This is a genomic window from Streptomyces sp. NPDC048442, from assembly GCF_040651475.1.
Lineage (GTDB): Bacteria > Actinomycetota > Actinomycetes > Streptomycetales > Streptomycetaceae > Streptomyces.
Genome location: NZ_JBEZKB010000005.1, coordinates 138,183 through 163,631, shown reverse-complemented (window position 1 = coordinate 163,631; position 25,449 = coordinate 138,183). Strand labels below are relative to the sequence as shown.

At 71.0% G+C, this 25,449-nt stretch carries 26 protein-coding genes; 13 read left to right on the top strand and 13 right to left on the bottom strand.

Features of this window, described 5'->3' with window-relative positions:
* Positions 1 to 175 precede the first annotated feature (175 nt).
* Positions 176 to 1,966: a beta-galactosidase family protein gene (locus AB0D18_RS10305; RefSeq protein WP_362415008.1), complete on the top strand. Its 1,791-nt coding sequence runs from the start codon at positions 176 to 178 to the stop codon at positions 1,964 to 1,966.
* A gap of 341 nt (positions 1,967 to 2,307) precedes the next feature.
* Here AB0D18_RS10305 and AB0D18_RS10300 read toward each other — a convergent pair whose 3' ends face one another.
* A complete protein-coding gene (locus AB0D18_RS10300; protein ID WP_362415006.1) occupies positions 2,308 to 3,090 on the bottom strand; it encodes a serine protease in 783 nt (260 codons plus the stop codon).
* Between the two features lie 233 nt (positions 3,091 to 3,323).
* Here AB0D18_RS10300 and AB0D18_RS10295 point away from each other — a divergent pair, with 233 nt between their 5' ends.
* Both AB0D18_RS10295 and AB0D18_RS10290 read left to right on the top strand, forming a co-directional pair.
* A complete protein-coding gene (locus AB0D18_RS10295) occupies positions 3,324 to 4,220 on the top strand; it encodes a hypothetical protein (RefSeq protein ID WP_362415004.1) in 897 nt (298 codons plus the stop codon).
* A gap of 113 nt (positions 4,221 to 4,333) precedes the next feature.
* A complete protein-coding gene (locus AB0D18_RS10290; RefSeq protein ID WP_362415003.1) occupies positions 4,334 to 6,031 on the top strand; it encodes an ankyrin repeat domain-containing protein in 1,698 nt (565 codons plus the stop codon).
* Positions 6,032 to 6,115: 84 nt separating this feature from the next.
* Here the strand turns inward: AB0D18_RS10290 and AB0D18_RS10285 are convergent, their stop codons facing one another.
* Both AB0D18_RS10285 and AB0D18_RS10280 read right to left on the bottom strand, forming a co-directional pair.
* Entirely contained in the window at positions 6,116 to 6,553 is a 438-nt protein-coding gene (locus AB0D18_RS10285; protein ID WP_362415001.1) for a ribonuclease domain-containing protein, read from the bottom strand.
* Positions 6,554 to 6,716: 163 nt separating this feature from the next.
* Positions 6,717 to 7,733, bottom strand: a complete 1,017-nt coding sequence (locus tag AB0D18_RS10280; RefSeq protein WP_362414999.1) for an aminoglycoside phosphotransferase family protein — start codon at positions 7,731 to 7,733, stop codon at positions 6,717 to 6,719.
* A 145-nt stretch (positions 7,734 to 7,878) separates the two neighbouring features.
* Here AB0D18_RS10280 and AB0D18_RS10275 point away from each other — a divergent pair, with 145 nt between their 5' ends.
* The gene (locus AB0D18_RS10275) at positions 7,879 to 8,580 is read left to right on the top strand and encodes a DUF6585 family protein (protein ID WP_362414997.1); all 702 of its coding nucleotides are present in this window, start codon (positions 7,879 to 7,881) and stop codon (positions 8,578 to 8,580) included.
* 38 nt (positions 8,581 to 8,618) lie between these two features.
* On the opposite strand, the gene AB0D18_RS10270 is transcribed toward AB0D18_RS10275, so the two are convergent.
* Together AB0D18_RS10270 and AB0D18_RS10265 are read right to left on the bottom strand one after the other, a co-directional pair.
* The gene (locus AB0D18_RS10270; RefSeq protein WP_362414995.1) at positions 8,619 to 8,822 is read right to left on the bottom strand and encodes a DUF397 domain-containing protein; all 204 of its coding nucleotides are present in this window, start codon (positions 8,820 to 8,822) and stop codon (positions 8,619 to 8,621) included.
* Entirely contained in the window at positions 8,819 to 9,646 is an 828-nt protein-coding gene (locus tag AB0D18_RS10265; protein WP_362414993.1) for a helix-turn-helix transcriptional regulator, read from the bottom strand. Before AB0D18_RS10265 ends, AB0D18_RS10270 begins: the two co-directional genes overlap by 4 nt.
* Positions 9,647 to 9,755: 109 nt before the next feature.
* Between AB0D18_RS10265 and AB0D18_RS10260 the strand changes: the two genes are divergently transcribed.
* The 4 genes from AB0D18_RS10260 (at position 9,756) to AB0D18_RS10245 (ending at position 12,836) form a co-directional block, all read left to right on the top strand.
* Complete coding sequence (locus AB0D18_RS10260; protein WP_362414991.1) at positions 9,756 to 9,959, top strand: hypothetical protein; 204 nt, start codon at positions 9,756 to 9,758, stop codon at positions 9,957 to 9,959.
* Positions 9,959 to 10,243: a hypothetical protein gene (locus tag AB0D18_RS10255; RefSeq protein WP_362414989.1), complete on the top strand. Its 285-nt coding sequence runs from the start codon at positions 9,959 to 9,961 to the stop codon at positions 10,241 to 10,243. The genes AB0D18_RS10260 and AB0D18_RS10255 overlap by 1 nt, the downstream gene beginning before the upstream one ends.
* A gap of 122 nt (positions 10,244 to 10,365) precedes the next feature.
* Positions 10,366 to 11,703 carry a serine hydrolase domain-containing protein gene (locus AB0D18_RS10250; protein ID WP_362414988.1) on the top strand — a complete coding sequence of 446 codons (1,338 nt, stop codon included), beginning with the start codon at positions 10,366 to 10,368 and terminating at the stop codon, positions 11,701 to 11,703.
* A gap of 158 nt (positions 11,704 to 11,861) precedes the next feature.
* Positions 11,862 to 12,836 (top strand): SDR family NAD(P)-dependent oxidoreductase, encoded by a 975-nt coding sequence (locus tag AB0D18_RS10245; protein WP_362414986.1) that lies wholly within the window; start codon positions 11,862 to 11,864, stop codon positions 12,834 to 12,836.
* Positions 12,837 to 12,993: 157 nt separating this feature from the next.
* On the opposite strand, the gene AB0D18_RS10240 is transcribed toward AB0D18_RS10245, so the two are convergent.
* Both AB0D18_RS10240 and AB0D18_RS10235 read right to left on the bottom strand, forming a co-directional pair.
* A complete protein-coding gene (locus AB0D18_RS10240) occupies positions 12,994 to 13,902 on the bottom strand; it encodes an SDR family oxidoreductase (protein WP_362414984.1) in 909 nt (302 codons plus the stop codon).
* Between the two features lies 1 nt (position 13,903).
* Positions 13,904 to 14,677 carry an SDR family oxidoreductase gene (locus AB0D18_RS10235; RefSeq protein ID WP_362414982.1) on the bottom strand — a complete coding sequence of 258 codons (774 nt, stop codon included), beginning with the start codon at positions 14,675 to 14,677 and terminating at the stop codon, positions 13,904 to 13,906.
* A gap of 67 nt (positions 14,678 to 14,744) precedes the next feature.
* Here AB0D18_RS10235 and AB0D18_RS10230 point away from each other — a divergent pair, with 67 nt between their 5' ends.
* From AB0D18_RS10230 to AB0D18_RS10210, 5 genes are all read left to right on the top strand, one after another.
* Complete coding sequence (locus tag AB0D18_RS10230; RefSeq protein WP_362414980.1) at positions 14,745 to 15,581, top strand: enoyl-CoA hydratase family protein; 837 nt, start codon at positions 14,745 to 14,747, stop codon at positions 15,579 to 15,581.
* On the top strand, positions 15,578 to 16,432 hold the full coding sequence (locus tag AB0D18_RS10225; protein WP_362414978.1) for a CoA-transferase: 855 nt from the start codon (positions 15,578 to 15,580) through the stop codon (positions 16,430 to 16,432). Before AB0D18_RS10230 ends, AB0D18_RS10225 begins: the two co-directional genes overlap by 4 nt.
* 137 nt (positions 16,433 to 16,569) lie before the next feature.
* A complete protein-coding gene (locus AB0D18_RS10220; protein WP_362415317.1) occupies positions 16,570 to 17,274 on the top strand; it encodes a CoA-transferase in 705 nt (234 codons plus the stop codon).
* A gap of 20 nt (positions 17,275 to 17,294) precedes the next feature.
* Positions 17,295 to 18,362 carry a nitronate monooxygenase gene (locus AB0D18_RS10215; protein WP_362415315.1) on the top strand — a complete coding sequence of 356 codons (1,068 nt, stop codon included), beginning with the start codon at positions 17,295 to 17,297 and terminating at the stop codon, positions 18,360 to 18,362.
* 30 nt (positions 18,363 to 18,392) lie between these two features.
* Positions 18,393 to 19,325 carry a tyrosine-protein phosphatase gene (locus AB0D18_RS10210; RefSeq protein ID WP_362414977.1) on the top strand — a complete coding sequence of 311 codons (933 nt, stop codon included), beginning with the start codon at positions 18,393 to 18,395 and terminating at the stop codon, positions 19,323 to 19,325.
* Positions 19,326 to 19,353: 28 nt separating this feature from the next.
* On the opposite strand, the gene AB0D18_RS10205 is transcribed toward AB0D18_RS10210, so the two are convergent.
* The 6 genes from AB0D18_RS10205 to AB0D18_RS10180 all read right to left on the bottom strand — a co-directional run bounded on the left by AB0D18_RS10205 (position 19,354) and on the right by AB0D18_RS10180 (position 25,410).
* Complete coding sequence (locus AB0D18_RS10205) at positions 19,354 to 21,066, bottom strand: DEAD/DEAH box helicase (RefSeq protein ID WP_362414975.1); 1,713 nt, start codon at positions 21,064 to 21,066, stop codon at positions 19,354 to 19,356.
* A 143-nt stretch (positions 21,067 to 21,209) separates the two neighbouring features.
* The gene (locus AB0D18_RS10200; protein ID WP_003969786.1) at positions 21,210 to 21,413 is read right to left on the bottom strand and encodes a cold-shock protein; all 204 of its coding nucleotides are present in this window, start codon (positions 21,411 to 21,413) and stop codon (positions 21,210 to 21,212) included.
* Positions 21,414 to 21,655: 242 nt separating this feature from the next.
* Positions 21,656 to 22,813, bottom strand: a complete 1,158-nt coding sequence (locus AB0D18_RS10195) for an acetyl-CoA C-acetyltransferase (RefSeq protein WP_362414973.1) — start codon at positions 22,811 to 22,813, stop codon at positions 21,656 to 21,658.
* A 33-nt stretch (positions 22,814 to 22,846) separates the two neighbouring features.
* Entirely contained in the window at positions 22,847 to 23,467 is a 621-nt protein-coding gene (locus AB0D18_RS10190; RefSeq protein WP_362414971.1) for a TetR/AcrR family transcriptional regulator, read from the bottom strand.
* 21 nt (positions 23,468 to 23,488) lie between these two features.
* Complete coding sequence (locus AB0D18_RS10185; protein ID WP_362414969.1) at positions 23,489 to 24,274, bottom strand: SDR family oxidoreductase; 786 nt, start codon at positions 24,272 to 24,274, stop codon at positions 23,489 to 23,491.
* Positions 24,271 to 25,410 (bottom strand): acyl-CoA dehydrogenase family protein, encoded by a 1,140-nt coding sequence (locus AB0D18_RS10180; protein WP_362414967.1) that lies wholly within the window; start codon positions 25,408 to 25,410, stop codon positions 24,271 to 24,273. The genes AB0D18_RS10185 and AB0D18_RS10180 overlap by 4 nt, the downstream gene beginning before the upstream one ends.
* Between the last annotated feature and the right edge of the window lie 39 nt (positions 25,411 to 25,449).

The window sequence follows — 25,449 nt, the reverse complement described above, 5'->3', positions numbered from 1 at the left end:
TCCGTGTGGGCGTACCGCACGGGGTCCGTACGGGCGTACCGCACGGTGTTCCGTACGGGCGCACCGCACGGTCGTGCCCAACCGTCCAACTTCCGTTGATCTTTGTCCATGGACCGGTCCGCCCGCCAGGGGCGAGGGTGAGCCACTGTTGACGTACCGAGGATGGGCGGGGACCGTGGCTGACTTCACGGTGGGTGGGACGGACTTTCTGCTGGACGGGCGGCCGGTGCGGCTGCTGTCCGGTGCGCTGCACTACTTCCGGGTGCACGAGGAGCAGTGGGGGCACCGGCTGTCGATGCTGCGGGCGATGGGTCTCAACTGTGTGGAGACGTACGTCCCGTGGAACCTCCACGAGCCGGCGCCGGGGCGGTTCGACGACGTGGAGGCGCTGGGCCGGTTTCTGGACGCGGCGCAGGAGGCCGGGCTGTGGGCGATCGTCCGGCCGGGCCCGTACATCTGCGCCGAGTGGGAGAACGGTGGGCTGCCGCACTGGCTGACCGGCCCGCTGGGCACGCGCGTGCGCACGCGCGACGGTGCGTATCTGGGGCAGGTGGAGCGGTGGTTCCGGCGGCTGTTGCCGCAGGTGGTGCAGCGGCAGGTGACACGGGGCGGGCCCGTGCTGATGGTGCAGGTGGAGAACGAGTACGGGAGTTACGGCTCCGACCAGGTCTATCTGAGCCGTCTGGCGGGTTTCCTGCGTGAGGTGGGCGTGAACGTGCCGCTCTTCACGTCGGACGGGCCCGAGGACCACATGCTGACGGGCGGTTCGGTGCCGGGGGTGCTGGCGACGGTGAACTTCGGTTCCGGTGCGCGGGCGGCCTTCGACGTGCTGCGGGCGCACCAGCCGTCGGGGCCGTTGATGTGCATGGAGTTCTGGTGCGGGTGGTTCGACCACTGGGGTGCCGAGAAGGTCGTACGGGATGCGCGGGACGCGGCGGCGGCGCTGGCCGAGATCCTGGAGTCCGGGGGGTCGGTGAACCTCTACATGGCGCACGGCGGTACGAACTTCGCGGGCTGGGCGGGTGCGAACCGGGCCGGTGAGCTGCACGGCGGTGAGCTGCAGCCGACGGTGACTTCGTACGACTACGGCGCGCCGGTGGACGAGTTCGGACGGCCGACGGAGAAGTTCTGGCGCTTCCGGGAGGTTCTTGAGCAGTACGCGGAGGGTCCGCTTCCGGAGGTGCCGGAGCCTCCGGCGGCGCTCGCTTCTCCTGTACGGGTGGACTTCACGGGGTGGGCGCCGCTGGGCGAGGTGGTCGACGCGCTCGGCGGGGAGGAGACGGAGCGTGGGATTCCGGCGACGTTCGAGGAGCTGGGGGTGGGCCGTGGGCTGGTCCGCTACCGGGTGGACGTACCGGGGCCGCGCAGGCCGTACCCGCTGGGCGTGCGCGGGCTGCGGGACCGGGCGGTGGTGTACGTCGACGGGGCGCGGGCGGGAGTGCTGACGGCCGAGGACGCGTACCTGGCGGAGCCGGTGGCGGGGCCCGCTGCGGTGGAGCTGTGGGTGGAGTCGCTGGGCCGGGTCAACTACGGGCCGCGGGTCGGAGAGTCGAAGGGGCTGACCGGGGGCGTCCTGCACGAGCGGCAGTACCTGCACGGGGTGCGTTCGCGGGGCCTCGGCCTGGAGGCGTTCGACGACGCGGGGGCGGTACGGAAGGTGCCGGTGCGGGCGGCGGTGGGGGGTGCGGCGGGGCTGTACACGGGCGAGTTCGCCGTCCCCGCCTCGGGCGCAGGTGACGCGGAGCTCGAACTCCCGGGCTGGACGAGGGGGTTCGTGTGGATCAACGGCTTCTGCCTGGGCCGGTACTGGCCGGGGGCGGGACCGCAGGGGGCGCTGTATGTGCCGGGGGCGGTGCTCAGGGAGGGGGCCAACGAGGTGTGGGTGTTGGAGGTGGAGGGAAGCGCGGAGGACTTGACGGGCAGGCTCGGCCCGTCCGGGGGCATCTTCAGCCCGTCCGGCGTCTGAGGACGCGCGGCGCAGCCGTGCACCGGGCCGCACGGGGCGCGGTGGCGGAGCGCGTGCGGTCGCGAGGGGGCGTGCTCTGCGTGGGGCCGCCCCCTTGCCCACCCTTCCCCAAGCTCTCGGCTTCGCTCGAGCAGGGGAGACCCCACTGCCCCCGGGGGGCGGCCCCGCTGCCCAAGGAGACGGCGGTATCGCGCAAGGAGGGCTAACGGGGTAAGGGGCAGGCTTTTAGGGGCGCGGGGAACTGCGCGACCAGCCACGACGCACCCGCACAATGCCCCCAGCCCGCGGACGCGCACACGCACACGCCCGCGAGCCCTCCCCGCCCCTAACCCCCGGCAGGGCTAAATTCCCGCCGCCGCCTTCTCAATGTCCGCCGCAAAGGTGGACACCTCGGTGTAGACACCGGGGAAGTTCGGACGCGCACACCCGCTGCCCCAGCTCACGACGCCGACCTGGACCCACGCACCCGCGTTGTCCTTGCGGAACATCGGGCCGCCCGAGTCGCCCTGGCAGGTGTCTGTGCCACCCGCCGGGAGCCCCGCGCAGAGTTCTTCGCCCGCGATGAGGTCGCCGTACGCCTTGGTGCAGGTGGCGTCGTCGACGAACGGCACGTTGGCCTTGAGGAGATAGCGCTGCTGGCTGCCGCCCTCCTTGTCGGCGCCCCAGCCGGCGATGGTGAAGTCGCCGGAGTTGAGGCTCGCGTCGGTGGCGAGCTTCAGGGTGGGCTGGTCGATGGGCTTGGCGAGCTTGATGAGCGCCCAGTCCTTGCCGCGGCCGTTGTAGCCGGGGGCCTGGAGGACCTTGGTCGAGTTGACCTTGATCGCGTCGGGGCTCTCCAGGTCGACCACTCCGCCGGTGGCGGTGATCGAGGTGTTGTCGCCCGAGCCGTCCACACAGTGGGCGGCGGTGAGGACTATGTCCTTGGCGAGGAGGGATCCGCCGCAGCCCATGGAGAGACGGACCATGAACGGGAACTCGCCCTGGGCGGCGCGCGTTCCTCCTACGACGGGCTGAGTGCCGGCGGCGGTGCTCGCGGAGGCCCCGGCGGGCTGGAGGCTGACGGCGGCGAGTGCGACGGCGCCGACAACTGCACATCTTTTGACGGCACTGAGTACGTTGTTCACGGGTGTGCCTTTCGTGGGGGGTTGCAACGACGCGCGTTGATGAATCGCTGTGGGGTGGGCGCGGGCACTGACGCACTCTGTGCGACGGTGGCATGCGCCGGTCAACGCGCTGTTGGATTATGTGGAGTTGATCGACCGGCCGACAAGGGTTGCCTTTCGGCCACTGGCCGAGGGGGTACGAGAAGCCGTGAGAGAGCCCAAAAAGGTATGAGAGAACACGAGAGGGCAGACACGTGGGCATCGGCAGCGAAGTCGAGCACGGCTTTCCCCACCTGGGCACGGTGCGCTCGGCACTGACCGCGCTGTACCGGCGGATCGGCGAGGACGGGGTGCGGTCGTACGCACCGAGCGTCTTCCCGGTCGACGTGGCGTTCTCGGACGACGAGGATCCGCATCTGGGCGCGCAGTACGTGGCCCGCGCCCTCGTCTCCCATCTGCATCTGCCCAACGCCCGGATGATCGTCAGTTACCGGGAGATGGAGCACGCGGCGGGCGTCGAACTGGCTGCGGGACCCGAGTACTTCATCGAGCTGAACGAGCGGTTCCGTAGCCACCGCAAGGACATCGGCGCCGCCCTGGCACACGAGATCACCCATGTCCTGCTGCACCGTCTCGACCTCTCCTTCCCGGGCACCGGCGACAACGAGATCCTCACCGACACGGTGACGACGTACCTCGGTGCGGGCTGGCTGCTGCTCGACGCGTACCGGCAGGACGGGGCGTCGAGCCAGAAGCTGGGCTACCTCACGCCGGAGGAGTTCGGGTACGTGCTGGCCAAGCGGGCGATGGCGTTCGACGAGGACCCCGCCCCCTGGTTCACCAGTGCCGAGGCGTACACGGCGTACACGAAGGGCATGGCGCAGGCCCGCCGGGACGCCCAGCAGCCCCCGCTCGCGGCGGCGGGCCGGCTCGCCAGGCACCGCTATGTGAAGGACCGGCGGCAGGCCCAGGACCACGGCGCGACCGGGAAGCCGGGACCTCTCGCCCCGTACGCCTTCGAGGGCGAACCGGGCGCGCTGCGCGTCTCGTTCCCGTGCCCGACGTGCCACCAGCGCCTGCGGGTGCCGGTGCGCGGCGAGCTGCGGGCACGCTGCGGGCTGTGCCGCACCGTGCTGGACTGCGACACCTGAGCGCCCGGCCGGTCGCACCCGGCCCCGGCAGGTCTCGTACGCCTCACCCGCCCGCCTGGCCCGCGTAGCCCCTGACCTGCGGCAATGGTGGGTGGGGCGCGTAGGGTCGAAGGATGGAAGACAAGCCGACAGCGGGCCTGCGGGACCTGTTCGAGGCTGTGCACGGTGACGAGGACGACGCTGTTGTACGGCTGCTCCGGGCGGGTGCCCCGGCCGAGGCCACCGACGAGGACGGGACGACCGTCCTCTATGAGGCGGCGGTGAACGACCGCCGCGGCATGGTGCGGCTGCTGCTCGCCGCGGGTGCGGACCCGGACCGGCCGAGCGGCCCTTCGGGCGGGGACCTGCCGCTGTGCGCGGCGGCGGTGGGCGGTCACGCCGAGGTCGTAGGGGCCCTGCTCGCGGCGGGGGCGCGGCCGGACCTGCGCGAGGACTTCGGGTTCACGGCGCTGGCGTGGGCGGCGGGCCGCGGTCACGCCGCGACCGCCGAGGTGCTGCTGGCGCACGGCGCCGATCCGGACCTGCCGGGTCCGCGCGGTGAGCCGCCGCTGGTACTGGCGGCGCGGCGCGGTTCGCCCGCGACGGTACGGGTGCTGCTGCGGCACCGTGCGGCGGCGCGGGAGGCCGCCCTGGAGGAGGCGCGGTGGTGGCTTGAAAACGACGTGGAGCACACGCTGCGCGAGGGGCTGAAACAGACGTACGGAGCGCGGGACGGGGACGAGTTCGTGACCCGTGAGGTGGAGGAGGAGGGCGGTACGACAGTGGTGGTCGAGCTGCTGCGGGGCGGCCGACCGGTGGCGGGTGATGAGCAGCAGACGGGGCATGCGGCCGTGGTCACGCGCCTGGAGTGCGTACTCGGCATCGAAACGCCTCTTGAGGTGCTCGCGGAACGGGCGGTGCGGTCGGGGTCGCCGGAGGGCAACGACTGGCGCGAGTCGGTGGCCGCGCTGTGGCAGCGGGCGGACACGGGGACGCTGCGGGCGGTGTCACGGTGGTGCGCGGAAACCTCTTCGTCCCTGCACCAAACCTTCGCAGCGGATGTCCTGGCCAGGGCGGTACCGGCGGCGCAGGCGGTGCCGTTGCTGCGGGAGTTGGCGGCGCGGCCGGGCCCCTCTCACCTGACGCGGGCAGCGATACGGGCGCTGGGCCGTCATGCGGACCCGTCGGGGCTGCCGGAGGTGCTGCGGCACGTGACGCATGGGGATGCGGGGGTGCGGGAGCGGGTGGCGCGGGTGCTGGGACAGCTGGGGCTCTACGGGGAGCCGTCCGTGGCGGCGTTGATCGAGCTGGCCCGGGACGCGGAGCTCGGGGTCCGGCGGGAGGCGGTGGTCGCGTTGGCACGCGCGGGGGTCGATACGGCAGAGGTCCGGGAAACGCTGGCCGAGCAGGTCGGAGCGGGGTCGCCTGGGAGCGAGGGGGATCGCCCCGCTGCCCAAGGTGACGGCGGTATCGCGCACGAGAGCTCGGAGGCTCACGAGGGCTCGGGGGCTCACGAAGGCTCGGGGGCCGAGGGGCAGGCATTTAGGGGCGCGGGGAACTGCGCGACCAGCCACCACACACCCGCACCATGCCCCACCCCCTCCGCTCCCTCCGCCCTCCCCGCCCTCTCCCCCACCGACCCCGCCTACGCCGAGGCCGCCCGCGGCCTGGCCGTACGCCAGGACCCCCGGGCCGCCGCAGCACTACTGCGGGTCCTCGCCGACGGCGGCCCGGACAGCGCCGGCCGCGCCACAGCCGTAGCCTCACTCGACTACGTACGCGACGAAGCGGTCAGGCGTCGCCTGGAGTGGACGTCACCGCGGATCCGGTGAAGTCCAACCCTCCCAAAACCCCCGAATCCCGCGCCCGGCTGGGACCGGGGCGGGGACGGGCGGGGACGGGCGGGGACGGGCTGGTCAGCAGCCGTACTTGACCAGGTCGAACGACTCGTAGTGGTCGGCGGTGTAGTAGTCCTCCTGCGCCTTGTCACCCGTCACGATGCGCTTGGCACCGCGGGTGGGCGAGCCCGGCGTGATGACGGTGTACTCGTGGTAGTACCCGCTGGTCCGGCTCGGCAGGACCGCTTCGCGGTTCTGGAAGACGGTCCCGTCCTGCTTGTACGGGAAGGGGCCGCCCTTCTCGATGAGCGTCAGGGTGTCGTGCGCCTGGGACGGCAGCTTGGAGTAGCAGATGTCCCCGACTGCGTTGATGCCGAAGGGAGTTGAGGCGACGGGCGCCGAGATGGCCACGCCGACCGGAGCCGGGGCGGCCGCGGTGGCGACGCCACCTGCGAGGAGAGCGGACGTGAGGGCAAAGGCACCGCCGATTACGGCGATTCGTGGGGGGATTCGCATGCCTTCATTGATGCGCGTAGAACGTGCCGGGGTCAACGCCAACTGCCTGGAATTCCCCGGACGTTCACTTCGTGCGCGCCGGGCGGGGATCAGTCGTAGGAGATCTCCACGCGCGCACTCGGCTCCACGCTCCCGGCCCCGCGTCCTGTCACGCCCGTCGGCGCTACAGCGGCGGTTCCGCGAACAGCTCGCGCAGCCAGCGCGCCGCGTCCGTCCCCTCGCCCGGCCCCGTGCCCGCCCCGGGGAACAGCCGTCCCCACGAACCCGCCCGCGATACGGCACCGAGCCGGCAGGCCAGGCTCACCGCGCGCCGGAGTTCGGCGGCGCTGTGTCCTTCGCCGGTCCACGGCTCCAGGTAGGCGTCCCGAAGCCGGGGCAGCAGGTCAGGACCGTAACGGCGGCGAGCGGCGCGGGCGTTGACGAGGAGGCTGGAGAAGGGGTGCCCGACCACGGCGTCGCCCCAGTCGAAGAAGGCGTAGCGGCCAGGGTGGGCGGCGCCGGGAGCGAAGATCTGCGCCTCGTGGAGGTCGGAGTGGTCGAGGGAGTCGGGCATGCCGAAGCTCTCCAACTCCGCGCACCAGTCGGCGACTTGTCCCGTTCTGGCGAGCAGCGCGGCCCGTTCCTGCGCGTCCAGGGCGGTGCACCGGGTCACCATCCGCTCGTACGTCTTCGCCAGTACGGCGGACCGCACGCTCGGCACGCCGATGGCCTCGGCCTTGTCGGCGTACGGGATCAGGGCCCGCTGCATGGTCGCGTACTGGCGCAGGGGCTCCTCCCAGGCGTGGGGATCGGGGGCGCCCGGGGCATTGAGGACGTCGGCGAAGACGGTGCCGCCGTCGGGCCAGAGGGACCAGCCGCGCTCGGCGTCGACGGCGTACGGGTGCAGGACGTGCTCGGGCACCCAGCGGGCGAGGGCGTCTCCAAGGGCCGCCTCGAAGGCGGAGGCGGGCGGATTCGCCTTGAACCAGGCCCCGGCTCCGTCCTCCAGCGGGAACCGGACCAGGACGGACCAGGGCCGGACCCGTACGGTTCTGCCCTGGTCCTTCGCCTCCCGGAGCCCGGCGTTCCGGAGGGCCTGTGCGGCCCAGCCGAGGGCCCGCAGCCGCCAGTCGGGGTCGTCCCACGGGGTGCGGGTCCCGGCGTAATCGCCCAGGTCAAGGGCGGGAGAGAGGTCGTTCATGGGGCCATCTCACCACCGGGGCGGGGCCGGCATCCAGTCGATATCCGCCGAATCAACACCAACCCCACGGGAGCTGAATTATCTTGCCGTGTACATGAGCTGGAGGCACACCTGGACCTCCACCGCCCCAGGGGGAACCGACCACATGGCAAAGAGGCCCGATCTCACCGAACCGCCGACCGCTTCCGTCGCCGCCCTCGCCGCGCAGGGGGGTCTGGGGCAGTGGTCGGGCTGGACGTACGTCCCGTACGGGGGCCTGAGGTACAGGAAGTGGAAGGACTGCCGCCTCTACCTCTACGCGGGCGGGGTCGTCATCAGCGACACCCGGGCCGGCTTCGAGATCACGCGCGGGTGGGCGGACACCCGCGTCCTGGTGTACCGCCGCTCGCTGAACGGCGGCCTGACGCATTCCTGTCACACCCTCATCGACCCGGCGGGCGTGGGGGTCAGCATAGGCCCAGGCGACCGCACCTTCCGCGGGGGCGACAAACAGATGCACGGCATCACCGAGGCGCTGAACGGGCCCCCGTTCCTCTACCCGGGCGACTGGGGCGATTACATCCAGGAAGGCATCACGAAGACGCAGCTCCCGTCCGTCCTGGCGCGGATCGAACGTGGCGAGAGCGTGCGGTTCGGGGCGTACTCGGTGGACCGGCACGGCGTGACGGGCAGGAAGCGCACAGCCGCCTGGACGGAGATCGCCCACTACGAGACGGACGAGGCCAGGCTTCATCTCAACAACGCGAGGAATCGCTCGGTCGGCGACGCCGCGAACACGTACGACATCACCAACCTCAACGTCTTCCTTAACGTGGTGCAGCGGCTCAAGCGCGGGCTCGCGCAGTAGACCGCCGCCCTCGCGGGTGCGGGGCGGCGGTCTGGTGCTCAACGAGCTTGGAAGTCGCCCGACTTGATGCCGGTGATGAAGGTGGAGAAGGCGTGGGTGGTCAGGCCCAGGGTCGGGCCGTCGAGGGCCTTGGAGTCGCGGACCGGAACCACGCCGTGCGAGGCGGCGAGGTTGGCGGCGACCTCGATGCAGGCACCCCCGTTGCTGCTGTAGGAGGACTTGAAGAACTGCGGTTCGGTCACGGTGCGCCCTTTCGGAATTTTTGGATCATGGCCACGGATTCCGCTTGGGAAAGCGCTTCAGCCTGAAGCTGATGGTAGGCCGTGAGCATGGGCACCACGAACGTACTTTCCCTTTCGAGATGGCCCCGTTGGGCGGATTCGGTGTAGAGGATCGTCTTGCGGTCCGCGAGCGTGACGAGGTGGACCGGCAGGTCAAAGGCCCGCCGCTCACCCAAGGCGTACGGGGCCACTTGCAGCACGGTGGTGGGCAGTTCGGCAAAGGCGAGAAGCCGTTCCAACTGGGCGGCCATGACTCGCGGTCCGCCCACCGGGCGCCAGAAGCAACTCTCGTCCAGTACTGCGTGAATGAAGGGCGGGGGCGTCCGTTCCAGGGACGCCTGCCGCTCGGCGAGCAGGGTCAGCCGCTCGTCCGCCTGCTGTTCCGTGATCGCTCCCCGCCGTACCGCGCCGCTGGTGATGGCTGCCGCGTAGTCCGGGGTCTGGAGCAGGCCGGGCATGATGCCCAGCTCGAAGAGCCTGATCTCCGCCGCCTTCACCTCCAGCACGACGTACTCGGGAAACCCCTCCAACAGTGAGGTGTTCCGTACGGACTGCCCTCGACGCTCGAACTGGTCGCCCGTACCCAGCGCCCTGTCGGCACTACGCGAAAAGCGGGGAGTTGGGGATCGTCGCCCAGTTTCCACGGCCGAGATGTGCGTCCCCGAGTAGCCCATGTGCGCACCGAGCTCGTCCTGCGTCCAGCCCCGTTCGTCCCGCAAGATGCGCAAACGTTCGCCATAGGCTGCGATTGGCGAGCTTCCCGGTTCCAACTCTTTACGGTTCAACGGCGTTCACCCAACTCCCCGTGCAGGATGTGCAAGTTGAAGACGCGTCAAGCCTAAGTCACGCTGACTCCCCTTGGTAGTGGAATCGCTACGGAGAGGAGTTACCTGCATGAGCAGTACCGCACGAGCATGGCTCGCAGCGTTGACGGCGGAGTTCGGCGCGGAAGGGACCCTGCACGTCCCCCACGAGACCGTCACCTCCGGCCCGGACCCCGCCCCTGGCGACGACGGCGAACAGACAAGCCCAATCGACGAGTTGCGCGCCCGCGTCACCGAGTACAACGCACGCCGCCGCATGTTCGAGGACCTCTGATGGCCGGGCGCAGCGTGATGCGGTTCGTCCCGTACGGAATCCTCCAAGACCCCTTGGCCGAGCCTGAGTACGAAGCCGAGTGCGTGTCGGGCGACGAGGCCGACTGCAGTGCGCGCTCCGGCCGGTATCCGGAGCCGGAGCCGGTCGAGACCTGGCAGCTGGACCACACCCGCGCGACCGGCCACCGACGATTCCGCCGCGCGTTCCACGACTACGCACTGACATCCCCGCCCGACGGCTCGGCGTGCTCCGTGGTCCCGTCGGCCTTGCGCGGGACAGGCTGAAACCTGACAAACGTCATCTCTTCCTGTGCACAAGGTCGTTCCGAGGGCGTACGGCCGGCCGGTGTGGTGCGCAGAGGATGGAGGCATCCACCACGCACACCTGACGAGACGGGGATCCGCCCATGTCCCACACCCATTCGAACCCTCGCCGCGACCGCCGGAGAGCGCGCCTGGCCGTCGTGGCATCGGCGGCACTGTTGTCGCTCGCGGTCGGTGCGCTTCCGGCCAGGGCCGTCGCCCCGTTATCGGCCTCCGCCGCCGCATCTGCCGCATCCGCCACGTCCGCCACCTCCCGCCTCGACCGGAAGGCGCTGCGCGCTTCCCTTGAGGCGTTCCACCGGGCGGGGATGTACGGGGCGTACTCGTCCGTCAGGGACGGCTCCGAACGGTGGCGCGGCGCGGCCGGCGTCGCCGACATCGGCACCGGACGGCCGATGAGCCCGGACTACGAGCACCGGATCGGCAGCATCACCAAGACCTTCACCTCGGTGGCCGTCCTCCAACAGGTCGCCAAGGGGCGAGTCGACCTGGACGCCCCGATCGGCGACTACCTTCCGGAGCTGGTGCCGGACGAGCGGGGCCGGAAGGTGACGGTGCGGATGCTGCTCAACCACACGAGCGGCATCGCGGACTACATCCTGCCCGCCTTTCCCAAGCTGGTGACGAACCCTCAGCAAGCCTTGGACGAGGGGCGGTTCCGCAAGCTGGCCCCCGAGGAGCTGGTCGGTCTCGGGCTGGCCGCCAAGCCGCCCGTGCCGCGCGGCACGTACTCGTACTCCAACACCAACTACCTCATCGCCGGGCTGCTGTTGAAGAAGGTCACGGGCCAGGACCCGGAGGAGTACATCACCCGGAACGTCATCCGGAAGGCCGGACTGCGGCATACGTACTTCCCGCGCTCCGCCCGCATTTCGGGGCCGCACGCCAAGATGTACGAGTCGTTCTACGGAGCCGTCGAACCGGCGCGCGACTACAGCGTCTACGACATGTCCTGGGCCGGGACCGCCGGTGCTCTGGTCTCCACCATGAACGACCTCAACGACTTCTACCGCCGGCTCCTGGGCGGGAAGCTGCTCGGCGCGGCGGAGCTGCGGGAGATGAAGACGACGGTTCCCGCGCACGAGCCGGATCCGGGGCAGGAGGTGGGCCTGCGGTACGGCCTCGGTCTGTTCACCCTGAAGATGCCCAGCGGCGGCTGGTTCTGGGGCCACAACGGCGCCGTGTTCGGGGCGGAGACCTGGGCGTTGTCCACGGAGGACGGGCGCCGCCAGGTCGCGCTCGGCTTCAACCTGACGAAGTACGAGAGGTTCGGCGAGGACGGCAAACCGCTGCCGGACCCGATCGGCGCCGCACTGATCGGACACCTGGACGGAGCCCTGAGCGGCACCCCCGCCGAGCGGGCCCCCGGCGCACCTCCTGTGCCTCAGCGTCTGCTCGCCCCCGAGCAGCTGCGGCGCTAGGGGCCGCGCGGTCCTTGCAGGATGCGGCTGTCCGGCGGGGTTGTCGGTGATCCGTGGGCGATGTGTCGGTGCGTACTGCGACCGTGGGCGTCGAGCCACCCTGCGGAGCAACCATCTCGCCGAGCAGTCGCCTTCCAGCGCAAGGGAACCCCGCCGCCATGCCGTCCGCCACGTCCTCCGCCCCCTCCCCCTCCTCCCCCTGGGACGTCCAGCGCCTGCCTCGTGCCGACGGCCGGGTCTTCCTCGTCACCGGCGGCAACGCGGGCATCGGGTACTTCGTCGCCGAGCAGCTGTCGGCTACCGGGGCCACTGTCGTACTGGGCAGCAGAAGTCCCGCGAAGGCGGCAGCCGCCGAGTCCTCGATCCGCTCACGCGTACCCGGTGCGCGGGTGCGGACCGTACGGCTGGACCTCGCCGACCTCTCCTCGCTCGGAGCATCGGTGGACTCCCTGAAAGTGGAGCTGCGGGTGGAGCTGGGGGTGGAGTGCCTCGACGCGGTGGTCCTCAACGCCGGCGTCGCGCTCGACGACCCGCCGCGCGAGGAGACCGGGGACGGTCACGAGCTCATGTTCGGCACGAACCACCTCGGGCACTTCGTACTGACCCAGCGGCTGATGCCTCTGCTGTCGGCCGCACCGGCGGCCCGCGTCGTGACCATGGGCAGCTTCGCGGCGAAATCCGAACGGCTCGACCTGGACGATCTCCAGTCCCGGCAGGACTACCGGCCCAAGCGCACCTACGGCCGCTCCAAGCTGGCCCAGATGTACTTCGGTCTCGAACTCGACCGCCGTCTGCGCGCCGCCGACAGCACGGTGTCGAGCGTGGTGGCCCATCCAGGCGGCGCCCTGGACTCGCTCACTCCGTCACGGCCGCCGGTCCATGTACGTACCGCCGGCGCACGGCTCCGCGGGGCACCGGCCGCCGTCCTCGTCCAGGGCAAGCACGCCGGCGCGTGGCCCGCGGTGCGGGCAGTGCTCGATCCGGACGTACGCGGAGGGCAGCTGTGGGGCCCCCGAGCCTTCGGCCTGCGCGGCAAGCCCCACCCCGAACCGATCTGGCCCCACCTCGCCGACACCGATGTCGCGAAGCGACTGTGGGCCGCAAGCTGCGCACTCAGCCCTTCCGGCGTGTGAGGACGCGCGGCGGACGCAGTCCGTGCACGGGGCACAGCCCCGAACCCCAGCCCCCACCGGCATCAGCCGTACCCGCCCCAGCCGAGGCCCCGGGTCCGGGTCCGAACCCGGATCGGGGCCGGGCCCGGGGCGGGCCCCGATAAGCGCCCCGCCCCACCTACCCCGCCCCGTAAACCGCCCCCGGCACCCCCGCCTCCCCCAGCAACTTCCCCACCACCTCCCCCACCTCCCCCGGCGTCCACCGCGCCCCCTTGTCCGCCGTCGGGCCCGGTCGCCAGCCCTCCATCACCGTGATCCGTCCCGCCTCCGCCTCGAAGACCCGCCCGGTCACCCCGGCCGAATCCTCCGAGCCCAGCCACACCACCAGCGGTGACACGTTCTCGGGGGCCATCGCGTCCCACGCGCCCTCCCCCGGCGCCGCCATAGTCTCCGCGAACGTCTCCTCCGTCATACGGGTCCGCGCAGCCGGGGCGAGCGCGTTGACCTGGACCCCGTAGCGCCCCATCTCCGCCGCCGCGACCAGCGTCAGCCCGACGATTCCCGCCTTCGCCGCCGCATAGTTCCCCTGCCCCACGCTCCCCAACAGCCCTGCTCCGGAGCTGGTGTTGACGACCCGCGCCACCGCCCGCCGCCCCGCCTTGGCCTCCGCCCGCCACCACTGCGCCGCATGCTTCAGCGGCAGGAAGTGGCCCTTGAGGTGGACGCGCACGACGGCGTCCCAGTCGTCCTCGTCCAGGTTGACCAGCATCCGGTCGCGCAGGAATCCGGCGTTGTTGACCAAGGTGTCGATCCGGCCGAAGGAGTCCACGGCTGCCGCCACCAGCGACGCCGCCCCCGCACTCGTCGCGATGTCGCCGCCGTGCGCGACGGCTTCCCCGCCCCGCGCACGTATCTCCGCCACGACCTCCTCGGCGGGCCCGCTCGACCCGCCCGCCCCGTCGGCCCGGACCCCCAGGTCGTTCACGACCAGCCGCGCGCCCTCCGCCGCGAAGGCCAGCGCGTGCGCACGCCCCAGCCCCCGCCCGGCGCCCGTCACGACCACCACACGACCGTCAGCGATACCCATGTCAGTTCTCCTCGGAAGACTTGTTGACCGTTGCCGCGTCCAGAAAGGCGGGGCGCTCGCCGCCCCCGTGCACCAGCAGCGACGCGCCGTTCACGTACGCCGCCCGCTCCGAGGCGAGGAAGACCGCCGCGTTCCCGACGTCCGACGGCTCGGCCAGCCGGCCCGCCGGAACCGTCCGGGCGACCGCCGCGAGCCCCTCCTCGTCGCCGTAGTGCAGGTGCGACAGCTCGGTCCGCACCATCCCCAGGACCAGCGTGTTCACCCGCACCTCGGGCGCCCACTCCACCGCCATCGACCGCGCGAGGTTCTCCAGTCCGGCCTTCGCCGCCCCGTACGCGGCCGTGCCGGGCGACGGGCGCGTGCCGCTCACGCTGCCGATCATCACGACCGACCCGCGCACCGCCCGCAGGTACTCGTACGCGGCAATCGAAGCCGTCATCGGGGCGATCAGATTCAGCTCGACGATCCGCGCGTGCCGCTGCGTCCCGCCCTCCCCCAGCAACCGGTACGGCGTCCCGCCCGCGTTGTTGACCAGCACATCCAGCCGGCCGTACGTCTCCACCACACCCGCGAAGAAGTCCGCGACCTCATGCGCCGACCGCAGGTCCAACGGCCTGAACTCGGCCCGCCTGCCCGCCACTTCGACCGGCTTCTCCGGCGGTCTGCGCGCGCAGACCACGACCTCCGCCCCCGCCTCCAGGAAGGCCCGCGCGATGCCCGCGCCGACCCCCCGGGTGCCACCTGTGACGACGGCAACCCTCCCGTCCAGTTCCATTCGCTGCTACCTTCCTGACTCAACACGCACCTAACAAATGTTTGGTGGAAAGGTAGCTGATCCACTCATGGGTGTCTCCACCTCCCGCCCCGGCCCGTCCGGTTCCGACCGGGGCATCGTCGTCGTCACCGTCGACTTCCCGCCGGTCAACGCGCTGCCGGTGCAGGGCTGGTACGACCTGGCCGACGCGGTCCGCGCCGCCGGACGCGACCCGGACGTACGCTGCGTCGTCCTCGCCGCCCCGCCCGGAAGCCGCGGCTTCAACGCGGGCGTCGACATCAAGGAGATGCAGCGCGAGCACGCGAACGGCGGCGGTCACCAGGCCCTGATCGGTGCCAACAGCGGCTGCGCGGAGGCCTTCGCCGCCGTGTACGAGTGCGAGGTCCCGGTCGTCGCGGCCGTCGAGGGTTTCTGCCTCGGGGGCGGCATCGGTCTCGTCGGCAACGCCGACGCCATCGTTGCCTCCGACGACGCCACCTTCGGCCTGCCCGAGCTGGACCGGGGTGCGCTCGGCGCCGCCACCCACCTCTCCCGGCTGGTGCCGCAGCACCTTATGCGCGCCCTGTACTACACCTCGCGCACCGCCACCGCGCAGGAACTGCACCACCACGGCTCGGTCTGGAAGGTCGTCCCGCGGCATCAACTCCGGGACGAGGCACTCGGGTTGGCAGGTGAGATAGCCCTCAAGGACGGCTATCTGATCCGCCTCGCGAAGGCGGCCATCAACGGCATCGACCCCGTGGACGTACGCCGCAGCTACCGCTTCGAGCAGGGCTTCACCTTCGAGGCCAACCTCAGCGGCACCGCCGACCGCGTCCGCGACTCCTTCGGCAAAGGCAGCACCGCCGGCGACGACAGCAAGGACAGCAAGGACAGCAAGGACAGCAAGGAGACCCAGAAGTGACCGACAAGACGATGACCCCCGAAGGGGTCGTCTCCCGTCTGCGCAGCGGCATGACCCTCGGCATCGGCGGCTGGGGTTCGCGCCGCAAGCCGATGGCCCTGGTGCGCGCCATCCTGCGCAGCGACCTCACCGACCTCACCGTCGTCTCGTACGGCGGCCCCGACGTCGGCCTCCTCGCCGCGTCGGGGAGGATCCGCAAGCTGGTCACCGCCTTCGTGACGCTCGACACCATCGCCCTGGAGCCGCACTTCCGCACCGCCCGCCAGGAGGGCGCGTTCGAGCTGACCGAGGTCGACGAGGCGATGTTCATGTGGGGGCTGCACGCCGCCGCGAACCGGCTGCCGTTCCTGCCCGTGCGGGCCGGCATCGGCTCCGACGTCATGCGGGTCAACCCCGCGCTGCGTACGGTCACTTCACCGTACGAGGACGGCGAGACCTTCGTCGCCATGCCCGCCCTGCGGCTCGACGCCGCCCTGGTCCACATGAACCGCGCGGACCGCCTCGGCAACGGCCAGTACCTCGGCCCCGACCCGTACTTCGACGACCTCTTCTGCGAGGCCGCCGACGAGGCGTACGTCTCCTGCGAACGGATCGTGGACACCGCCGAGTTGACGAAGGAGGCACCCGTGCAGTCCCTCCTCCTCAAACGGACCTCCGTCACCGGCGTCGTCGAGACCCCCAACGGGGCGCACTTCACCACCTGCACCCCCGACTACGGGCGCGACGAGGCCTTCCAGAAGGCGTACGCGGCCACCCCCTGGCCCGAGTTCTCGGCCCGCTTCCTCGAAGGCGGCGACGAGTCGGCGTACCAGAGAGCAGTCCAGACCTGGCACGAGGAGCAGCAGAAGTGAGCGCCACGAACGGCACCCCCGCAACCACCCCGAACGGCACCCCCGCGACCACCGCGGCCGGCACCCCCGTAACCACCACGACCGGCACCCCCGCACCCCGGCAGCAGACGTCCGCCTCCCGCGCCGAGTACTGCGTCATCGCCTGCGCCGAGGCCTGGCGCGGCAACGGCGAGATCCTGGCCAGCCCCATGGGTCTGATCCCCGGCATCGGCGCCCGCCTCGCCAAGCGCACCTTCTCCCCCGACCTGCTCCTCACCGACGGCGAGGCCCTGATCGTCGGCCTCGACGGGACGCCCGAGGGCTGGCTGCCGTACCGCCTGCACCTCACGTTGGCGACAGGCGGGAAGCGGCACGTGATGATGGGCGCCAGCCAGATCGACCGGTTCGGCAACCAGAACATCTCCTGCATCGGCGACTGGCAGCAGCCCGCCCGCCAGCTCCTCGGCGTGCGCGGCGCGCCCGTCAACTCCCTGAACCATCCGACGAGTTACTGGATTCCGAAGCACTCGACCCGGGTCTTCGTCGACAAGGTCGACATGATCTGCGGCGTCGGTTACGACAGTGCGCGGGCGGCCGGTCCTGCCGCGACGCGCTACCACCGACTGCCCCGCGTGGTCAGCGACCTCGGCGTCTTCGACTTCGAGACGCCAGGCCACTCGATGCGGCTGGCGTCGCTGCACCCCGGCGTCACCGTGGACGAGGTCCGCGCTGCCACCGGCTTCGCGCTGACGGTTCCCCCCGAAGTCCCCTGCACCCGCGAGCCGACCGCCGAGGAACTGCGCCTGATCCGCGAGGTCATCGATCCGAAGAACACCCGCGACCGCGAGGTGAGGCCGGCATGACCGAACAACCGGCGCCCGTCCTGGAGACCGCGCTCACTCGCCTCGTCGGCGTCCGCCACCCCCTCGTCCAGACCGGCATGGGCTGGGTGGCGGGGCCCCGCCTCGTCTCCGCGACGGCCAACGCGGGCGCGCTCGGCATCCTCGCCTCCGCGACGATGACCGTCGAGCAGCTGCGGCAGGCCGTCCGCGAGGTCAAGTCCCGTACGGGGGCGCCCTTCGGCGTGAACCTGCGGGCGGATGCGGGGGACGCCCGCGACCGCGTACGGATCATCATCGACGAGGGTGTGAAGGTGGCCTCGTTCGCGCTCGCGCCGTCCCGCGAGCTGATCGCCGAACTGAAGGACGCGGGTGTCGTCGTCGTCCCTTCCGTCGGCGCCCGCAGGCACGCGGAGAAGGTCGCCGCGTGGGGTGCGGACGCGGTGATCGTGCAGGGCGGCGAGGGCGGCGGCCACACCGGCGACGTGGCAACCACCGTGCTGCTTCCGCAAGTGGTGGACGCGGTCGACATCCCCGTCGTCGCGGCGGGCGGCTTCCACGACGGGCGTGGTCTGGTCGCCGCGCTCGCCCACGGCGCGGCGGGCATCGCCATGGGCACCCGTTTCCTGCTCACCTCCGACTCGACGGTGCCCGACGCCGTCAAGGCGAAGTACCTGGCGGCGACGGTCAAGGACATCACCGTCACCACCGCCGTCGACGGCCTCCCGCACCGGATGCTCCGCTCGGAACTGGTCGAGGCCCTGGAGCGGTCCGGCCGTACGAGAGCGCTGGCGCAGGCGGTCGTCAGGGCGGCCGGGTTCAAGAAGATCTCCGGACTGACTTGGTCGCAAATGGTCCGCGACGGGCTCGCCATGAAGCACGGCAAGAGTTTGTCCTGGAGTCAGGTGCTGTTGGCCGCCAACACCCCCATGTTGCTGAAGGCTTCGATGGTCGACGGCCGCACCGATCTCGGCGTCATGGCATCGGGGCAGGTCGCAGGGGTGATCGACGACCTGCCGAGCTGTGCGGATCTAGTGGCACGTGTCATGGCCGAAGCAGACACCACCCTCACCCAGCTGCACGCGCTCCACGCCCTGCCGACACCAGGGTGATCTCCCTCTCCCCTCACAGGAGTTGACCGGATGAGCCGCAACCGAGTACGGCTGGCCACAGGCGCGGTCGTGTCCGCGCTCGCCCTGGGCACACTGCCCGCGACGGCCCTCGCCCAGACCCCCGCACCCAGCACCTCGCACTCCCACCACCACCGCAGCAGCACCAGCCCCCTCCGCCAGATACCCCTCCAGGGCGCGGTCAACGTCCGCGACGTCGGCGGCTACCGCACCTACGGCGGCGACACCGTCCGCCACGGACTCGTCTACCGCGCGGACGCCCTCGGCAGGCTCACCGACCCGGACCTGCTGACCCTCGCGGGCCTGCGGCTGGGCAAGGTGATCGACTACCGGGTGCCGATCGAGATCCAGTACGACGGCCAGGACCGCCTCCCGCCCGGCCTCACCGCCACCGCGCGCCCCGTCAACGACAGTGGTCTGTACGGGCAGATGATGGCGGCGATCGCCACCAGGGACCCGGTGAAGCAGGAGGAGGCGCTCGGCGGCAGCAAGGGCTCGGACCTGATGAAGCGGGTCTACCGGACGCTGATCTCCGACCCGGCGAACACCGCGCAGTTCGCCGCCACCTTCCGCGACATCGCGAACAGCTCGTCCAGGAGCGCGGTCCTCTTCCACTGCACGTCGGGCAAGGACCGTGCGGGCTGGACGACTTACGTGCTGCTGCGCGCGCTCGGCGTCCCGGAGGCGACGGCCCGCCGCGACTACCTCGCCTCGAACGCCATCCGGGCGGCGGCCGACCAGAAGGTCCGCGACGGCCTCAAGCAGGCGGGCCTGATGCAGAACCCGGACCTGCTGATCCCCCTCCAGGAAGTCCGCGACGCCTACCTGGACACCGCTCTCGCGGAGGTCGAGGCGCGCTACGGCAGCCTGTACGGGTACTTGCAAAAGGGACTGGGCCTGGACCTCCGCACGTTGGCGAAGCTCCAGACCCAGCTGGTCGGCTGACGAACCGTCAGCCCACTGGTTCATACCTTCAGGCGGCGCGGCGGCCGCCCTGGCCGCCGCCCTGCCGCCGCTGCGACTGGCCCTGTCCTGCACCGGCGCGGGACTGCCCGCCGCCCGTACGGGACTGGCCGCCACCGGTTCGGGCCTGGCCCGTACCGCGCGACTGGCCCTGACCGCCACCGGCGCCGGCGCCGGATCCGGCACGTGCCGGACGGGACGGACGCCCGCCCGTCGCCGCAGCGCCACCGGCCGGAGCGCCGCCGCCGCTGCCGCCACGACGGCCGCGGGTGCGGCTGCGCCCGTCCGAGGAGGACGAGGAGGAGGACGGACGGCGCTTCGCGGGCTGCTGCTGCACCGGCACCGGCACCTCGACGACCACGGCGACACCGGACGGCTCGCGCGCACCCGTGATGCTCGCCAGCTCCTCGTCGGTGGACTTGATCCGGGCGGTGCGCGGCGCGATGCCCGCGTCGCTCATCAGCCGGGTCATCTCGCGCTTCTCCTCGGGGAGGACGAGCGTGACGACGGAACCGGACTCACCGGCACGGGCGGTACGGCCGCCGCGGTGCAGGTAGTCCTTGTGGTCGGTCGGCGGGTCGACGTTCACGACGAGGTCGAGGTCGTCGACGTGGATGCCTCGGGCCGCCACGTTGGTCGCCACGAGCGCGGTGACCTTGCCGTTCTTGAACTGCTCAAGGGTCCGGTTGCGCTGCGGCTGGGAACGCCCGCCGTGCAGCGCGGCCGCGTACACACCGGCGGCCAGGAGCCGCTTCGCGAAGCGGTCGGCAGCGCGCTTGGTGTCCACGAACATGATCACGCGGCCCTCGCGGGCGGCGATCCGTGCGGCGACGGCCTTCTTCTCGGTCTCGTCCATGACGTAGAGCACGTGGTGCTCCATCGTCGTGACGGCGCCGGCGGACGGGTCCACCGAGTGCACGACCGGGTCGGTCAGGAACATCTTGACGAGCTTGTCGATGTTCTTGTCCAGCGTCGCCGAGAACAGCATCCGCTGCCCGTCCGGCTCGACCTGCTTGAGCAGCGCGACGACCTGCGGCATGAAGCCCATGTCGGCCATCTGGTCGGCCTCGTCGAGCACCGTGATCGCGACCTGGTCGAGGCGGGCGTCGCCGCGCTCGATGAGGTCCTTCAGGCGTCCCGGCGTGGCGACGAGTACTTCCGCACCCCGGCGCAGTGCGTTGGCCTGCTTGCTGAGCGACATGCCGCCGACGACCGTGGTCAGCCGCAGGTTGACGGCGGTCGCGTACGGCGTCAGCGCGTCCGTGACCTGCTGCGCCAGTTCACGCGTCGGTACGAGGACGAGAGCGAGCGGTGCGTGCGGCTCGGAGCGTCGTCCTGCCGTACGGGCCAGCAGCGCCAGGCCGAAGGCCAGCGTCTTGCCGGAGCCCGTACGACCGCGGCCCAGGATGTCCCGGCCCGCGAGAGAGTTCGGCAGCGTCGCGCCCTGGATCGGGAACGGCTCCGTCACCCCCTGCGAGGCGAGGGTCTTCAGGAGTGCGGCAGGCATGTCCAGCGCTTCGAAAGCCTCGACCGACGGCAGCGCGGGGGTGAGGGACTCCGGCAGTGCGAATTCACCCTGGAGCGGCGTGGACCGGCGGGCAGGGCCCTTTCCGGAGTTCTTCGTCGAAGCCTTGCCGCGGCCCCTGGACGGGGCGGCACTCGACGGTCGGTTGCGCGCCGGACGGCCGGTGCGCTCGGAGGAGGATCGTTCGAAACGGGTCATGCAGGAATTGCCTTCTTTCTGGGGACAGCCTGGAACGGCCGCGGTGCGGCCCGCGCACGGGGCGGGTCCTTGCGAACACAACAACAAGCCGGGACCCGCACCTTCACGGTGCGGGCCCCGGCTAGAGGTTCGCGTCCGGGCGATTAGGCCGGGACGATGTTCTCCGCCTGCGGGCCCTTCTGGCCCTGCGTGACGTCGAAGGAAACCTTCTGGCCCTCCTGGAGCTCGCGGAAGCCCGAGGTGGCGATGTTGGAGTAGTGGGCGAAGACGTCGGCGCCGCCGCCGTCCTGCTCAATGAAGCCGAAGCCCTTTTCCGAGTTGAACCACTTCACGGTGCCAGTAGCCATTTTAAATCTCCTAAAACAGGGGCAGAGCCGGAAATTCGCACTTTACGAATTCCTCGTCGCCGCAATGACCCCATCCGGAGAGCCGGAAACCGGCAATGACCGGAAAAACAAATGTGCACCTGTCGAAGCGTTCTCGTCAGGCGCACATAAAGTTCATGGGTACCAAAACTGCAACTCGCCTACCGTAGCACGCCCCCGCGGGAGGCGCGCGGGGGAACTTGCCAAGTCAGGCGCCACTTGGGTTACACCCGCTCGATGATCGTCACGTTGGCCTGTCCGCCGCCTTCGCACATCGTCTGGAGGCCGTACCGCCCGCCCGTGCGCTCCAGCTCGTGCAGCAGCGTCGTCATCAGTCTGACGCCGGTCGCGCCCAGCGGGTGGCCGAGGGCGATCGCCCCTCCGTTCACATTCACCCGTTCCGGGTCCGCGCCCGTCTCCTTCAGCCACGCCAGGGCCACCGGTGCGAACGCCTCGTTGATCTCGACCAGGTCGATGTCCCGGATCGACATCCCGGTCTTCTTCAGCGCGTACGCCGTCGCGGGGATCGGCGCCGACAGCATGCGGATGGGGTCCTCGCCCCGTACCGACAGGTGGTGGATGCGGGCGCGCGGGGTCAGCCCGTGCTCCCGTACGGCCCGCTCGGAGGCGATCAGCATCGCCGCCGCGCCGTCGGAGACCTGCGAGGAGCACGCGGCGGTGATCGTGCCGCCCTCCATCACCGGCTCCAGTTGCGCCATCTTCTCCAGCGAGGTGTCCCGGCGCGGGCCCTCGTCGACCGTGACGTCCCCGTAGGCCACCGTCTCCCGCGCGAAGCGGCCCTCGTCGATCGCCCGCAGCGCCCGCCGGTGCGAGCGGAGTGCGAACTCCTCCATGTCTCGGCGCGAGATCCCCCACTTCTCGGCGATGAGCTGCGCGCCGTGGAACTGGTTGACCGGCGCGTCGCCGTACCGGGCGCGCCAGCCCTCCGAGCCCGCGTACGGGCCGGCCGTGAGCCCCAGCGGTTCCGCCGCCTGCCGCGAGGCGAAGGCGATCGGTATCTGCGTCATGTTCTGGGTGCCGCCCGCGACGACCAGGTCCTGGGTGCCGGAGAGGACTCCCTGCGCGGCGAAGTGGACCGCCTGCTGCGAGGAGCCGCACTGGCGGTCGATGGTCACGCCGGGCACCTCCTCCGGGAGGCCGGCCGCCAGCCAGGACGTGCGCGCGATGTCACCGGCCTGCGGGCCGACCGTGTCCAGGCAGCCGAAGACGACGTCCTCGACGGCGGAGGGGTCGACGCCTGAGCGCTCCACCAGGGCCTTCAGGACGTGCGCGCCGAGGTCGGCGGGGTGGACGGCGCCGAGAGCGCCCTTCCGCCGGCCGACCGGGGTGCGTACCGCTTCGACGATGTAGGCCTCGGCCATGACGACTCCATTCGCAAGGGACTCAAGTGGGGTTCACTCGGTGCGTACGGCGATTCCGTCCAGCACCATCGACAGGTACTGGCGGGCGATCTCCTCGGGGCTGTGCTGACCGCCGGGCCGGTACCAGGACGCCGCCACCCACACCGTGTCGCGCACGAAGCGGTACGTGAGGCGGATGTCGAGCTCGTCCCGGAAGATTCCGTCGGCCACGCCGCGCTCCAGCGTTCCCAGCCAGGCCTTCTCGAACTTGGTCTGCGAGTCGGCGAGGTAGTGGAAGCGGGGCTGCGCGGACAGGTGCCTGGACTCCTTCTGGTAGATGGCGACGGCGGCGCGGTGCCGGTCGATCTCCCGGAAGGACTCGGTGACGAGGGCCTCGATGGTCTCCCTGGGGCCGAGCGAGGAGGCGAGCACGGTGTCGTACCCCTCCCAGAGCTCGGTCAGGAAGGTCGAGAGGATCTCGTCGAGCATCGATTCCTTGGAATCGAAGTGGTAGTAGAGGCTGCCGGCGAGCATCCCCGCCGCGTCGGCGATCTTGCGGACGGTGGTCGCGTTGTAACCCTGCGCGGCGAACACCTCGGCTGCGGTGTCGAGGAGTTCGCGGCGGCGCTGGGGGGACGCGGTCACCTGGGGCTTCTTCTGCGAATGGGTAGGCACCCGCTCATTGTGGTCGAGTGCTCACGCATGCTGGCTGCTGACCGAGACCGTCTCCCCCGTCATGTAGGAGGAGTAGCCGCTGGCCAGGAAGACGATGACGTTGGCGACCTCCCACGGCTCGGCGTACCGGCCGAAGGCCTCCTTCCCGGTGAGCTCGCGGAGCAGCTCGGGCGTCGTCACCTTCACCAGGTGCGGGTGCATGGCCAGGCTGGGGGCCACGGCGTTGATACGTACGCCGAACCCGGCCGCCTCGATCGCCGCGCACCGGGTGAGCGCCATGACGCCCGCCTTCGCGGCGGCGTAGTGGGCCTGTCCTGCCTGGGCGCGCCAGCCGACGACGGAGGCGTTGTTGACGATTACGCCGCCTCCGCCGGCCTCCTTCATGGCGCGCAGGGCGGCCCTGGTGCACCGGAACGTGCCGTTCAGGGTGACGTCCAGGACTTTCGACCACTGGTCGTCGGTCATGTCGACGAGGTCGGCGGTGCCGCCGAGCCCGGCGTTGTTGACGACGAGGTCGAGGCCGCCGTGGATCTCGGCGGCCCGCGCGAAGAGCGCTTGGACCTGGGTCTCGTCGGTGACGTCGCACGGCAGGGAGGTGACCCGGTCGGCCCCGAACTCCTCGGCGAGTGCCTGCTCCGACTCCTTCAGCCGCCGTGCGTGCGCGTCGCCGATGACGATCCGGGCGCCCTCCTCCAGGAAGCGGCGCGCGGTGGCTCCGCCGATCCCGGCCCCGGCTGCGGCCGTGATGACGGCGCTGCGGCCGTCGAGGAGCCCGTGGCCCTTCACGTATGCGGGTGCTGTGCTCACGCCCGTACCTCCTTGGGAAGTCCGAGCACGCGCTCGGCGATGATGTTGCGCTGGATCTCGTCCGAGCCGGCGTAGATGGTGTCGGCGCGGGAGAAGAGGAACAGCCGCTGCCAGTCGTCGAGTTCGTACGGCGCCGATGCGGCGAGCAGCGAGGCCGCGCCGCGTATCTCCATGGCGAGCTCGCCGAGGCCGCGGTGCCAGGTCGCCCAGTACGTCTTGGCCACCGAGGGCTCGACGTCGCCGCGCCGGAAGTGGGCGTGCATCGCCGCGAGTCCCGTCCAGGCCCGTACGAGGCCGTCCCGTACGCCGGTTTCAGCGAGGGCGCCGTTGTGCCGGGCCACCTCCACCAGTGACTCCCACTCGCGCCGGAAGCCGACCTGCTGGCCGAGCGTGGACACGCCGCGCTCGAAGCCCAGCGTCGCCATCGCGATGCGCCAGCCGTCCCCTGCCTCCCCCACGACGTGACAGGCGGCGGTGCGGGCGTCGTCGAAGAAGACCTCGTTGAATTCGGACGTCCCGGTCAGCTGGACGATCGGCCGGACCTCGACGCCCGGCTGGTCCATGGGGACCAGGAGGTAGGAGAGTCCCGCGTGCCGGCGCGAACCAGGTTCGCTGCGGGCGACGACGAAGCACCACTGCGACTCGTGGGCGAGGGAGGTCCAGATCTTCTGTCCGTTGACGGTCCACTCGCCGTCCGTCAGTGCGGCGCGGGTACGGACGCCCGCGAGGTCCGAGCCCGCGTCCGGTTCGCTGTAGCCCTGGCACCACAGCTCCTCGACCGCCACGATCGGTGGCAGGAAGCGGGCCTTCTGTTCCTCGGTGCCGTACGCGATGAGGGTCGGGCCGAGGAGCTGTTCGCCGATGTGGTTGACGCGGGCGGGGGCGTCCGCGAGGGCGTACTCCTCGTGGAAGGCGATCTGCTCCGCCACGCTCGCGCCCCGGCCGCCGTACTCCTTGGGCCAGCCGATGCAGGTCCAGCCGTGTGCGGCCATGTGCCGCTCCCAGGCGAGGCGCTCGGCGAATGCCTCGTGCTCCCGGCCGGGGCCGCCCCGGCCCTTCAACCCGGCGAATTCGCCGCCGAGTTGATCCCGTAGCCAGTTCCGGATCCCGGTGCGGAACTCCTCGACGCTGCTCATGGCCGTACGTTAACCTACCAAACACTTGTTAGGGAAGGA